Consider the following 13,321-nt stretch of genomic DNA (forward strand, 5'->3'; position numbering starts at 1 on the left):
GGCCGGAGTCCGGCGCGGCACCGCCGCCGCGCACGACTCCACAGGCGGCAGCCCGGGAGTCCGCAGCTCGGTGCACCCGGGCGGCCGCCGGTCAGGCCAGGTCGAGGGCGCGGGCGGCGGTCGGCACGTCGTTGCGGATGGTGATCGGCGAGGGGGCGGTGGAGATCGCCCACTCCGGGTCCTTGAGGCCGTGCCCGGTGACCGTGCAGACCACGGTGGAGCCGCTCGGCACCCGCCCCTCGGCGGCCTGTTGCAGCAGCCCGGCGACGCTGGCCGCGCTGGCCAGCTCGACGAAGACCCCCACCTCGCGGGCGAGCAGCCGGTACGCCGACAGGATCTCCCGGTCGGTCACCGCCGAGATCAGCCCGCCGGAGGCGTCCCGGGCGTCCACCGCCTTGGTCCAGCTCGCCGGATTGCCGATCCGGATCGCGGTGGCGATGGTGGAGGGTTCGCGTACCGCCTCGCCGGTGACGATCGGGGCGGCCCCGGATGCCTGGAAGCCGTACATCTTCGGGCGGCGGGTGGCGTTGCCGGCCTCGGTCTCCTCCGAGTAGCCCATCCAGTACGCGGTGATGTTGCCGGCGTTGCCGACCGGCAGGCAGTGGATGTCGGGAGCGTCGCCGAGCGCGGAGACGATCTCGAACGCGGCGGTCTTCTGGCCGTGCAGCCGGTCGATGTTGACCGAGTTGACCAGGGCCACCGGGTAGTCCATGGCCAGCTTGGCGGCGAGCGCCAGGCAGTCGTCGAAGTTGCCGTTGATCTGGAGCAGCCGGGCGCCGTGCACCAGCGCCTGGGCCATCTTGCCCAGCGCAATCTTGCCCTGCGGCACCAGCACGGCGCAGGTGAGCCCGGCCCGGGCCGCGTACGCCGCCGCCGAGGCGCTGGTGTTGCCGGTGGAGGCGCAGATGATCGCCTTGTTGCCGGCCTCGACCGCCCGGGAGACCGCCAGCGTCATGCCGCGGTCCTTGAACGAGCCGGTCGGGTTGGCGCCCTCCACCTTGAGATAGACGTCACAGCCGAGCCGCGCGGAGAGCACCGGAGCGGGCAGCAGCGGGGTGTTCCCCTCGTTGAGGGTGATCACCGGCGTGGCCTCGCTGACCGGCAGCCGATCCCGGTACGCCTCGATCAAGCCCCGCCACATGTCGCTCTCCTCGCATCGCGGTCCCGCCCCGGCCGTCGGCGGCGGGCACCTCCTCCACGGTGACCCAGGGTCGCCGATCCGGTGCACCCGCACCACCCGCTAACCATCTGGCGGGACAGGGCCGATCAGGCGGTACGCCCCGGCTAGCGGTCGCCGCCCTCGACCCGGAGCACGCTGGCGATCGACCGGACGATGTCGAGTCGGCGCAGCTCGTCGACGGTGGCGGCGAGCGCGGCGTCCGGTGCGGCGTGCGTGACGATCACCAGGATCGCGTCGCCGCCCCGGCCCACCGGTCCGGCCGCCCCGTCCCCCGGGCCCGCGGGGGCGGGCGCCTGCCGCACGGTGGCGATCGACACGTCGTGCCGGGCGAAGACCCCGGCGACCGCGGCCAGTACGCCCGGCCGGTCGGCCACGTCGAGGCTGATGTGGTAGCGGGTGACCGCCTCACCCATCGGCCGGATCGGCAGCGCGGCGTACGCCGACTCGCTCGGTGCGCGTACCCCGGCCAGGTGGTTGCGGGCCGCCGCGACGACGTCGCCGAGTACGGCGCTGGCGGTCGGCGCGCCGCCGGCACCGCGCCCGTAGAACATCAGCTCACCGGCGGCGTCGGCCTCGACGAAGACCGCGTTGAAGGCGTCGCCGACGCTGGCCAGCGGGTGGCTGACCGGGATCATCGCCGGGTGCACCCGGACGCTGACCGACTCGACGCCGGCCGAGTCCGGCCCCCGGGAGGCGATGCAGAGCAGCTTGATGGTGCAACCCATCGCCTTGGCGCTGGCCATGTCGGCGGCGGTGACCTCGGTGATGCCCTCCCGGTGCACGTCTGCGGCGGTGACCCGGGTGTGGAACGCCAGCGAGGCCAGGATGGCCGCCTTGGCGGCGGCGTCGAAGCCCTCCACGTCGGCGGTCGGGTCGGCCTCCGCGTAGCCCAGCTCGGTCGCCTCGTCCAGCGCCTCGGTGAAGCCTGCGCCGGTGGCGTCCATCGCGGAGAGGATGAAGTTGGTGGTGCCGTTGACGATGCCGGTGACCCGGGTGATCGAGTCGCCGTGCAGCGACTCGCGCAGCGAGCGGAGCAGCGGGATGGCGCCGGCCACCGCCGCCTCGTAGTAGAGGTCCGACCCGCCCTCGGCGGCCGCGTCGTGCAGCGCCCCGCCGTCCTCGGCCAGCAGCGCCTTGTTGGCGGTCACCACGCTCTTGCCGGCCCGCAACGCCTCGACCAGCCAGCCCCGGGCCGGCTCGATCCCGCCGACGACCTCGATCACCAGGTCGATGTCGTCCCGCTTGACCAGGCCGAGCGCGTCGGTGGTGAACAGCGCCGGGTCGACCGGCAGCTCACCCCGGTCCCGGCCGAGCCGGCGTACGGCGATCCCGGCGAGTTCCAGCGGCGCACCGACCCGGGCCGTCAGGTCGGCGGCCTGCTCGTGCAGCAGGCGTACCACCTCCGCGCCGACGGTGCCGCAACCGAGCAGGGCCAGACGGACAGGCTTCGTCAAGGTCAACCCACATCCAATGCCAGCAGATCGTCTTCGGTCTCCCGCCGGACGATCACCCGCGCGCGGCCGTCCCGGACCGCCACCACCGGCGGCCGGGGAACATGGTTGTAGTTGCTGGCCATGCTCCGGCAATAGGCGCCCGTTCCGGGCACGGCGAGAAGATCTCCGGGCTGCACGTCGGCGGGCAGGAATTCATCCTTCACCACCACATCCCCAGCCTCGCAATGCTTTCCCACCACCCGGGCGAGAATCGGCTCGGCGGTCGACCGCCGGGAGGCGACGGTCGCCGAGTACGACGCCCCGTACAGCGCGGTACGGATGTTGTCGCTCATCCCGCCGTCGACGCTGACGTAGGTGCGGATCCCGTCCACGTCCTTGACCGTGCCGACCTCGTAGAGGGTGAAGACGGCCGGGCCGATGATCGCCCGACCGGGCTCGATCGAGAGCCGGGGCACCGCCAGCCGCAGCCCCTCACACTCGCCGTCGACGATCTTGCCCAGTCGCTTCGCCAGGTCGTGCGGCGGCGACGGATCGTCCTGGGTGGTGTACGCGATGCCGAAGCCGCCGCCGAGGTCCAGCTCCGGCAGCTCGACCCCGCGGGCGTCCCGGATCTGTGCCTGGAGGCCGAGGATCCGCCGGGCGGCCACCTCGAAGCCGCTGGTGTCGAAGATCTGCGAACCGATGTGCGAGTGCAGCCCGCGCAGTTCGAGGACGTCCTCGTCGAGGATCCGGAACGCGGCGGCGGCCGCCGCCCCGCCGGCCAGCGAGAAGCCGAACTTCTGGTCCTCGTGCGCGGTGGCGATGAACTCGTGGGTGTGCGCCTCGACGCCGACGGTGACCCGGATCAGCACCTCCGGGCGGACGCCCCGCTCCCGGGCCAGCGCGGTCAGCCGGTCGATCTCATGGAACGAGTCCACGACGATCCGGCCCACCCCGGCGTCGACGGCCCGGGTCAGCTCGGCCGGGGACTTGTTGTTGCCGTGGAAGCCGATCCGCTCGGCCGGCATGCCGGCGGCCAGCGCCACCGCCAGCTCCCCGCCGGAGCAGACGTCCAGGAACAGGCCCTCCTCGGCGATCACCCGCACCACGGCGCGGCAGATGAAGGCCTTGCCGGCGTAGTAGATGTCCTGGTCCGGGAAGGCGGCCCGGAAGTCCCGGCAGCGGGCCCGCAGGTCGTCCTCGTCGAGCACGTAGACCGGGGTGCCGAACTCCGCCGCCAGCTCGCGCACGCCGAGCCCGGCGACCACCAGGGCGCCGTCGGCGTCGCGCGCCACGTTGCGCGGCCACAGTTGCGGCACGAGCGCGTTGACGTCCTCCGGGGTACGCAGCCACGCCGGCCCCCGGACCCCGAGGTCGCCGTGCAGTGCCCCCGCTTCGTGAGCGCGCATCTGTCGTTCTCCTTACGCCACGCGCCTACTTCCGACCGGTCCGCTACGCCGGGAGCCGGAGATGACTCACATCTGCTCCGGCGCGGAGACGCCGAGCAGTCCCAGACCGTTGGCCAGGACGATCCGGGTCGCCTCGACCAGCCAGAGCCGGGCCTGGGTGAGCTGCGCCGACACCGGCTGGCGGCCGAGCGGCAGCACCTGGCAGGCGTCGTTGAACCGGTGGTACGAGCCGGCCAGCACCTCAAGGTAGCGGGCGATCCGGTGCGGTTCACGCAGTTCGGCCGCGGTGGCCACCACCCCGGGGAACTCGCCCAGCGACTTGAGCAGGTCGTTCTCCTTCTCGTGGCTGAGCAGGCCCGGATCGAAGTCGTCGCCCCGGCTGATGCCGAGATCGACGGCGCGGCGCAGCAGCGAGGCGATCCGGGCGTGCGCGTACCGCACGTAGTGCACCGGGTTGTCGTTCGAGTTCTTGGTGATCTCGTCGATGTCCAGGATCAGCGGCGAGTCGGTCGAGGACCGGGCCAGCGAGTAGCGGGCCGCGTCCACGCCCACGGCGTCGACGATCTCGTCCAGCGTGATGATGTTGCCGGCCCGCTTGGAGAGCCGGACCGGTACGCCGTTGCGGACCAGGTTGACAAGCTGGCCGATCAGGATCTCGATGTTGAAGTCAGGGTCGTCCCCGGCGCAGGCGGCGATCGCCCGGAGCCGGTTGACGTAGCCGTGGTGGTCGGCGCCGAGCAGGTAGACGCACGTGTCGAAGCCGCGCTCCCGCTTGTTGATGTAGTACGCCGAGTCGGCGGCGAAGTAGGTCAGCTCGCCGTTGCTCCGGATCAGCACCCGGTCCTTGTCGTCACCGAAGTCGGTGGTACGCAGCCAGATGGCGCCGTCGGCGTCGTAGACGTGGCCCTGCTCGCGCAGCCGGCCCAGGGCGTGCTCGATCGCACCGCTGGTGTGCAGGGTGCGCTCGGAGAACCAGACGTCGAAGTGCACCCCGAACCGCTCCAGGCTGGCCCGCATCTCGTCCAGCATGAGCTGGTAGCCCCGGTCCCGGAAGACCGGCACCGCCTCCTCGGCCGGCAGGTCGAGCAGCTCGGGGCGCTCCGCGACGATCCGCTCGGCGATCTCGGTGACGTACTCCCCGGCGTAGCCCTCGTCCGGGGTCGGCTCGCCCACCGCCTGCGCGTACAGCGACTGGCCGAACCGGTCGATCTGGGCGCCCGCGTCGTTGACGTAGTGCTCGCTGGTCACCTCGGCACCGGCGGCGGAGAGGATCCGGCGCAGCGAGTCGCCGACCGCCGCCCACCGGGTGTGCCCGAGGTGGATCGGGCCGGTCGGGTTGGCCGAGACGAACTCCAGGTTGACCCGCTGCCCGGTGAGCCGGTCGCTCCGCCCGTACCCCTGACCGGCCTGGACCACCTCGCGGGCGAGCTGGCCGGCGGCGGCCGGGTCGAGCCGGAGGTTGAGGAAGCCCGGCCCGGCGATGTCGACCGACTTGACGCCCGGGGTCCGGGCCAGTTCCTCGGCGAGGGCGGCGGCCAGCTCCCGGGGCGGCAGCCCGACCCGCTTGCTCAGCTGCAACGCGATGGTGGAGGCGTAGTCGCCGTGCTCGGGGTTCCGGGGTCGCTCCAGCGGCACGGACTCGGGCAGTACCGAGTGATCCAGGCCACGCCGGTCGAAGACGGCGTGTGCGGCGGCGAGAACGGCCTCGGCGAGGTTGGCGGGAGTCACCGAACCATGCTAGCGGGGGTAGACTCGGTCACTCGGTGGCGACCCTGCGCATGTGCGGCCCGCCATCCCCTGACCGACCGACCTGACGAGGGACCATGAGCATCAGCACCTCGGGCGGCGAACAACGCCGTCCGTCCGTGGTCAGCACCGGCAAGAAGGCGCCGGCCGGCGGTAAGCCCGCCGAGGGTGAGAAGGGGGCCGGGGCCAAGCCCGCGGGGACGGCCGCCAAGTCCGGCTCCACCGGCAAGTCCGGGGCCGCCGGCAAGTCCGGCTCCGGCACCCGGGTGCCGGCCGGCCGCGGCGGCGGGGGCGGGGGCGGGAAGAAGCCCCAGCAGCGCCGTCCGGTCACCCCGGTCAGGGTCAGCCAGGGCCGCTCATGGGGCTCCATCGGCCTCTTCGTCGCGGTCGGCGTCGTCGCCGCCGCCATCATCGGGTACGGCGCGTACGCGGTGATCCAGAACGGCAAGAAGTGGGAGGACAAGGCGGCCGCGATCGACGGGATAGTGAACTTCCGGGAGAGCGACCCCTCGGCGGTGAACCCGCTGCCCGGCAAGGAGTCCCACGTCGCCGGCCCGCTCACCTACAAGGTCAACCCGCCGGTCGGCAGCTCGCACAACAACGCCTGGCAGAACTGCATGGGCGACGTCTACGACGCGCCGATCGCCAACGAGCACGCGGTGCACAGCCTGGAGCACGGCGCGGTCTGGGTCACCTACAAGTCCGACCTGCCGGCCGACCAGGTGGAGCAGCTGGCCAGCAAGGTCCGGGGCAACGAGTTCATGTTGATGAGCCCGGTGCAGAACCTCGACCGGCCGATCTCGCTGCAGGCCTGGGGCTACCAGCTCAAGCTCGACAGCCCCACCGACGGCCGGATCGACGACTTCATCGAGGCGCTGCGGCAGAACGCGACGATGGAGCCGGGCGCGGCCTGCTCCGGCGGCATCACCGCCACCGGTACGACCCCGCGGGACAACGTCCCCGGTGACCAGCAGCAGCCGGTGCCCCCGGCGGGCGGTTGATCGGCGTGACCACCGAATCGGGGGCGGTGGCGACCGCCGCCGCTCCGGAGGAGGACGAGGCCGGGGGCCGAGGGTCGGGCAGGTGGAGCGCCGGCACCGGCGCGTTGGCCCTCGCCATCCTGCTGGGCCTGCTGCTCGGGTTCGCGGGCGGCCTGCTCGCCCCGAGCCTGCTCCGGCCCGGGGACAGCTCGCCCGAGGCCGGGTTCGCCCGGGACATGTCGTCGCACCACGCCCAGGCGGTCGAGATGGCGATCCTCGCCCACGAGAAGACCGCCGACCCGGACGTGCGGACCCTGGCGGCGGACATCGCACTCACCCAGCAGGCCCAGATCGGCATCATGCAGACCTGGTTGAAGGAGTGGGGCCTGAGCCCGACCGGCCGCCAGCCCCGGATGGCCTGGATGCCGGACGGCGCGGGCGCGGTCAAGAACGGGCTGATGCCCGGCATGGCCACCGACGCCCAACGGGCCGAGTTGCGCGCCGCCACCGGCCGCGACTTCGACGCCCTCTTCCTGAAGCTGATGCTCGACCACCACCTCGGCGGCATCCACATGGCCGAGGGGATCCTGGACCTCTCCGACGACGAGCAGGTGACCGCGATGGCCGAGTCCATGGTCGCCGGGCAGAAGAAGGAGATCGAGTTGGTCCGGACCCTCCAGGGCAGGATCGGCGCCCGCTGACCCGCGCCACCCGTACCGCCTGATCCGGCGGCCGTCCGACGGGACGGCCGCCGGTTCCGTTCCGGCGGCGAGGCGGTGGCAGTGTTCCGTTAAGCCCGTCTTCGGCTTCTTGCCCGCTTTGACGAGCTTTCTCCATACATAACGTGACCAGTCGGGATCTGCCGTCGTTGTCCTAGACATGACGGTTGCTCTCCGGGACGGACGTCGGTCGGTCACCAGCTGGTGCCGTCGACACACCATCGGCGGGGACGGCGCGGTCGCGGCCGTCCGGCGCGGACAGCGGTCCGGCGAGGCGGGAACGCTCAGCCGCGACCAGGAACTGGAACTGATCGAGACGCTGCGCGGGTGCTATCCCGACAAGTTCGGGCTGGACGACGAACTCTGGACCCGGCAGAGCGTCGCCAGCCTCGTACACCACCGGTACGGCCTGCCCGTCGACGGCGCCGAGGTCGGCAGCTACCTGCGAGCCTGGGGCCTCGGCCCACGCCAGCCCACCGAGCGGGCCTGCGGGCTCTGCGTCGACGCGGTGGCCCTCTGGGTGGAACAGGAGTATCCGGCGATCGTGCGCACCGCCCAGGAGCACCGGGCCGAGCTGTGCTGGATCGGCCGTACCCGTCTGCACGGGGTGGTACCGGCCGCCGACGTCCTCTCCGCCGTCTCCGTGCGCGGCCGGGTGCGGTTCCTCATCACCACCCCGAACGTCGACCCGGCCCTCCCCCGGGACTTTCTGCTCCGGCTCAGTGGGGCCGAGGGGGACGCCGTACACGTCGTGGTCGACGGCTCCTGGACCCGGGCCGAGTGGCCCCGCCGGCTCCCGCCGCGGATCGTGCTGCACGCACTTCCGAGCTGCGGCCGGTAACGGCGTTTTCCCTGGCAGGACTGGCGGGACAGACACGGCGGATACCGATTCGTGCCCGGGCGCCGACGCCTGCTACTCTTCCTTGGTCGCTGAGCCCCCGTAGCTCAGGGGATAGAGCACCGCCCTCCGGAGGCGGGAGCGCAGGTTCGAATCCTGCCGGGGGCACCTCACAGAACTGCAAGAACGCAACGCAATGGGCCGGATGCTGGTCGCGGAAGCTGCGTTCAATATCGTTTAGTCGATCGCTGACAGCGGCAGAGCCGACGTAGCTCTGCCGCTGCCGCTGTGCTCGGGCCCTACGAGCCGCACGTCGGCCGGCCTGGTGGCGGAACCGCCGCACCTGTGCCCCGAGGCGCGCAACGTGCTCGCCCGAGCCATCCACTGGCCGTCCCGCCTCCCGTCGCAAGCCTCAGTCCGAACCGTGCCACCCGGTGAAGATCGCTTGAGCGGCGGGCACGTCCACGCGCTCGGACCGTGCGGATGCCGGCATCGCGCCAGCGCTGCGGCGGGCCGCGGAAGACAGGAAACGAGATATGACGACCTCGTCGCCGCTCCCGTAGGAAACCCGTAGTGGCGGCGGCACAGCCGATGAAACCGCCGTTGAACAGGACGGTTGCCCTTGGCCGTCGCCGAGACGAGTGTCGGCGTCTTGTCAGCGTGGCACTCGACCATAGGAGAACAATGGTCGAGCGGGGGGGTCGATGTGGAATTCCGGGTACTGGGCCGGCCGGATGTCTCACACGGAGGCGAGCGCCTGGACGTCGGTGCGCCGAAGCAGCGCACCGTGCTGGCCGCACTGCTGCTGTCGACGAACGAGGCGCTGTCGACGGAGCACCTGATGGACTCCGTGTGGTGGAAGCCGCCGGCCGCCGCCGGCGCCAACCTGCGCGTGTACCTGGCCGGCCTGCGCCGGGTGCTTCAGGTCCCGGGTGAGCAGGGCTCGCGGTTGCACACCCTGCGAGCCGGTGGTTACCAGCTCAGTGTGCACCCCGGCGAGCTCGACCTCGATCGGTTCAACGAGCTGGCCGACCAGGGCGAGGAGGCGCTGCGCGTCGGGCAGCTGCCGGCGGCGGCCGACCGCCTGGAACAAGCGCTGCGGCTGTGGCGGGGACGGGCACTGGACGGCATCGCGTACGGGCCCGCGTTGCAGGCGATCGTGCTGCGGGTAGAGGAACGGCGTCTGTCCGTGGCCGAGCAGTGGGCCCAGACCCGACTCGACCTGGGGCAGCCGGAGAACGTGATCACCGAGTTGCGGGCGCTGGTGAAGGAGCACCCGCTGCGGGAGCGGCTCTGGGAGCAGCTGATGCTCGCCCTGTACCGCTCCGGCCGGTTCGGTGAGGCGCTCCGCACATATGCCGACCTGCGCGTCCTGCTCGCCCGCGAGCTTGGCATCGATCCTGGCCCGAAGCTGCGCCGCCTGCACAAACGCATCCTGTACGACAGCGACAGCCTGCGTGGCGCCGCGAGCGGTGGCCAGGGGCGGCCCGCTGCGGCGCCGGCGCAACTGCCCGCCTGCCCACGCCCGCTCCACGGACGCGATGCCGAGCTGGCCTGGCTGTCCGCCACGCTGAAGGGTGGTGCGCACGGTGGTCCGGTGGTGGTCGCCATAGACGGCATCGCCGGCGTCGGCAAGTCCGCCCTCGCGCTTGCCGCGGCACACGAGTGCGCCAGCACGTTCCCGGATGGACAGCTCTACGTAAACCTGCACGGCGCCACACCTGGCCACGAGCCGCTGCGGCCGATCGAGGTGCTCGGCCGGTTCCTGCGCACGCTCGGCGTCCGGCCGACGGCCGTGCCGGAGGAGGAGGCCGAGGCGGCCGCGCTCTTTCGTTCGCTGGTGGCGCGGCGCCGGATGCTGGTGGTCCTCGACGACGCCGCCTCCCTGGCCCAGGTCCGCCCGCTGCTACCGGGCGGCTCCGGCTGCGCCGCCCTGGTCACCAGTCGGGCCGTGCTCGCTGGCCTGGCGGAGGCGGTGCGGCTTCCGCTCGGCCTACTGTCCCCCGCCGACGCCGTGTCTCTGCTCGAGCACTTCGCCGGCCTGGCCCGCGTCACAGCGGACCCGGCCGGCGCCGCCCGGCTCGCCGCTCTGTGCGGCTATCTGCCGCTCGCCTTGCGCATCGCCTGCGCGCGGCTCGCGGCGCGGTCCGGATGGCCGGTGGCCGAGTTGGCCGACCGGCTGGAGGCGGCCCAGCACCGCCTGGACGAGCTCGCCGTGGCCGACTTCGCCGTGCGGGCCAGCCTCGATCTCACCTTCCGCGGGCTGACCGATCAAGCCAAGACGGCGGTACGCCGGCTGGGTCTGCTACGGGCCCGGGACTTTCCCGCATGGGCGCTGGCCGCGCTGCTGGATGCTCCGCTCGATCACACCGGACGCGTACTGGACGACCTGGTGGCGGTACACGTGGTGGAGCCGGTCGCGGTGGCCGGACAGACCCGGTACCGCTTTCACGACCTCGTCCGGGCGTTCGCCCGGGAGCAGGCGACCGCCGACCAACGGCACACCCGCACCGCCGCGATCCGGCGGCTGGTCGGCGCCGGTCTCGCCCTGGCCGAGCGGGCCGACGCCCGCCTGTCCGCGGACTTCCTCGGCCTGGCCCGGCACCGGCTCGCGCGGTGGAGCCTGGCCCGGGCCGACGTGGAGCGGCTCACGGCCGACCCGCAGGCGTGGTTCGAGCGGGAACACGACTTCCTGCTGTCCATTGTGGATGACGGGCTGGACGCCGGTGCCACCGGCCTGACCGGCTGCCTGGCCGCATCGCTGACCACCTTCTTCCAGGTCGGCACGCACTTCGACGACTGGCGGCGGGTCCAGAGCCGGGTGCTCGCCGCCGCGGTCCGCGCCGGCGACCACCGTACCGCCGTCAAGCTGCACCGCGGGCTGGGTGAGCTGGACACCATCCAGGACCGCTATCCCGAGGCGATCGCGCATTTCGAGGCGGCCCAGGCCGGCAGCATCGACCAGGATCCCGAGTACGAGGCGGCGATCACCGCTGGTCTCGGCTACCTCTACCGGCTACGCGGCCAGTACCCGGCGGCACTGTCCAGCTTCAGCCGGGCCCGCGAGCTGGCTGACCGCACCGGCAACGTCAACGGCCTGGTCTACGCGACCACCGGCATCGGCGTGGTCTACCTGGATTGCGGCCGGCTGATCGAGGCGAGCGGGTACTTCGAGGAGTGCCTGCGGCTGAGCCGGCAGGCAGGTTACCGTCCCGGCGAAGCGACGGCACAACGCTGCCTGGGTCATGTGGCCCGGGCCCGACACCACCACGCCGAGGCCGCAGACCACTTCCAGCGCGCCCAGCACATCAGTGCGAGCCTCGGCGATCGGCTCGCCGCCGCACACGCGGGGTGCTGGCTCGGCGAGATGTGGATCCGGCTGGGCCGGCACGGGCAAGCGCGCCTGCTGCTGGCCCGTTGCCTGCGGGTGCATCGCGACTTCGCCAACGTGTGGGGCCAGGCCGGCACGCTGTGGGTACTCGCGGTGGCCCAGCTCGCCGCTGGCCGGGCCCGTGCCGGGCTGCACCGGGCCCGCCAGTCGGTCACCATCTGGCGCCAGCTCGGATCGCCGTACTGGCTTGCCACCAGCCTGGAGACCCTCGCGCAGGCGCACGCCGCGCTCGGCGACCGCGCCGCGGCCAGCCAAGCCGCGCGGGAGGCGGCTGGCCTGCGGCAGCGACTCCGCGTCGATCTCCGCCCGTGATCACTGATCCTTTTTCCACCTCCCCTTGCGGTCCGTCGGAGCGCGAGGTCGGACGCGGTGTGTGAGCGCCGCGCGGTTCAGGTCGAAAAAGGTTCACTGTGCGGGGGTCGCCAGCGCGGCGGTCTCAAGCCCGGTCAGGTCTGCGGCGTGCCGGCGGCACGGAGCGACCAGAAGTTGGACCGGTACTGGTCGTGGATGGCCGCTGACTGGATCCGCAGCAGCGCCTCGTCGTTCTCCCGAAGCGCGGCGTTGGTGTAGTTGTGGCTGCCGGTCATCACCCACTTGCTGTCCTTCTGGCCGGCGTACGTGCCTTCGATCAACATGTATTTCGAGTGCACGATGTAGTCGCCGCTGATCCGGTAGAGCTTGATCCGGGCGTGTCCGTCCAGGATGCTGCGCACATCGGCATCCATCGTGGTGTAGACGATGTCGACCCAGCACTTTCGGTCGGCCAGCTCGCGTAGCTTGTTGGCGATCGGGTTGCGGCTGAAGTACCACATGCCGATCCGGATGATCGTGCGCCCGGTCTCGGTGCCGGTCGATGTGTTGCCCTCGCAGGTGACGTTCTCGTCGAGCATGTTGTAGATGGTGTCGGTCGACCCCGACGAGCCGGCCCGCGGGAAGAAGTACGACTTGGCGTTGCCGCTGGAAGTGGTGCGGTAGTAGTCGTTGTTCTTCGCTTGGGCGGCCAGGTCGTTGAAGTAGTTCACATAGGCGTTGTAGACCGCCGTGTTGCCGACCAGCGTCACCGCGTTGTTCCAGTAGCTCTGGGCGTTGCCGTTGGTCAGGTTCGAGGAGGTCTGGACCAGCACGTTCGCCGACCCAGAGGTGTTGGAGAAGAGGAAGAACTTGTTGTGCATTATCGGCGTACCGGCGTTGCCGATACAGGCCCGATCGGTCGTGCACACCGTCACCGACGACGGGTTGGCCCGGTTGGTGCCCAGTTCGCCGATCAGGTCGAGCACCGCCGGATAGTCGCGCGACTGGCTGTCGGTCACCAGCCGGACGTTGACCCCACGGTCGTGCGCGGCGATCAGGTCGTTGGACATCCGGGTGAGTGCGAAGTGGTAGATCGCGATCCGGATCGTCGAGCCCGCGGTCGCGCCCCGGATCAGTCCCTGCAGGTGCTCGATGATCGCGTACTGCTCGCCGGCGACCGTGGGGTTGTTGAAGACCGCGCCGCTGGTCACAGCGGCGACGGCTGGCGTGGCCGGGGCCAGAAACGCGGCGGCGGCCACACCTGCCGCAGCGACCAACCCGACGGTACGACGCAAAAGCATGAATTCTCCTTCGAGGTCTTCAGACTCGGGTGA

At 71.6% G+C, this 13,321-nt stretch carries 9 protein-coding genes and 1 tRNA gene; 5 read left to right on the plus strand and 5 right to left on the minus strand.

Annotated elements, in window-relative coordinates; genetic code table 11:
- Positions 1-91: 91 nt before the first annotated feature.
- From thrC to argS, 4 genes are all read right to left on the minus strand, one after another.
- A complete protein-coding gene (gene thrC, locus AAH979_RS26735) occupies positions 92-1,141 on the minus strand; it encodes a threonine synthase (protein WP_346260881.1) in 1,050 nt (349 codons plus the stop codon).
- A gap of 143 nt (positions 1,142-1,284) precedes the next feature.
- Positions 1,285-2,634, minus strand: coding sequence for a homoserine dehydrogenase (locus AAH979_RS26740; RefSeq protein ID WP_346260882.1), 1,350 nt, complete (start codon positions 2,632-2,634; stop codon positions 1,285-1,287).
- A gap of 2 nt (positions 2,635-2,636) precedes the next feature.
- On the minus strand, positions 2,637-4,022 hold the full coding sequence (lysA, locus tag AAH979_RS26745) for a diaminopimelate decarboxylase (RefSeq protein WP_346260883.1): 1,386 nt from the start codon (positions 4,020-4,022) through the stop codon (positions 2,637-2,639).
- Positions 4,023-4,088: 66 nt separating this feature from the next.
- Positions 4,089-5,750 carry an arginine--tRNA ligase gene (argS, locus tag AAH979_RS26750; protein ID WP_346260884.1) on the minus strand — a complete coding sequence of 554 codons (1,662 nt, stop codon included), beginning with the start codon at positions 5,748-5,750 and terminating at the stop codon, positions 4,089-4,091.
- Between the two features lie 95 nt (positions 5,751-5,845).
- Here argS and AAH979_RS26755 point away from each other — a divergent pair, with 95 nt between their 5' ends.
- From AAH979_RS26755 to AAH979_RS26775, 5 genes are all read left to right on the plus strand, one after another.
- Positions 5,846-6,769, plus strand: a complete 924-nt coding sequence (locus tag AAH979_RS26755; RefSeq protein ID WP_346260885.1) for a DUF3105 domain-containing protein — start codon at positions 5,846-5,848, stop codon at positions 6,767-6,769.
- A 5-nt stretch (positions 6,770-6,774) separates the two neighbouring features.
- The gene (locus AAH979_RS26760) at positions 6,775-7,449 is read left to right on the plus strand and encodes a DUF305 domain-containing protein (RefSeq protein WP_346260886.1); all 675 of its coding nucleotides are present in this window, start codon (positions 6,775-6,777) and stop codon (positions 7,447-7,449) included.
- Positions 7,450-7,627: 178 nt separating this feature from the next.
- Positions 7,628-8,308 (plus strand): winged helix-turn-helix domain-containing protein, encoded by a 681-nt coding sequence (locus AAH979_RS26765; RefSeq protein ID WP_346260887.1) that lies wholly within the window; start codon positions 7,628-7,630, stop codon positions 8,306-8,308.
- Between the two features lie 93 nt (positions 8,309-8,401).
- Positions 8,402-8,473 (plus strand) — tRNA-Arg (locus AAH979_RS26770).
- Positions 8,474-9,011: 538 nt separating this feature from the next.
- On the plus strand, positions 9,012-12,008 hold the full coding sequence (locus AAH979_RS26775) for a BTAD domain-containing putative transcriptional regulator (RefSeq protein WP_346260888.1): 2,997 nt from the start codon (positions 9,012-9,014) through the stop codon (positions 12,006-12,008).
- A gap of 134 nt (positions 12,009-12,142) precedes the next feature.
- Here the strand turns inward: AAH979_RS26775 and AAH979_RS26780 are convergent, their stop codons facing one another.
- On the minus strand, positions 12,143-13,288 hold the full coding sequence (locus tag AAH979_RS26780; protein WP_346260889.1) for a phosphatidylserine/phosphatidylglycerophosphate/cardiolipin synthase family protein: 1,146 nt from the start codon (positions 13,286-13,288) through the stop codon (positions 12,143-12,145).
- Positions 13,289-13,321 lie beyond the last annotated feature (33 nt).

It is taken from the genome of Plantactinospora sp. ZYX-F-223 (assembly GCF_039649625.1).
Taxonomy (GTDB): Bacteria; Actinomycetota; Actinomycetes; order Mycobacteriales; family Micromonosporaceae; genus Plantactinospora.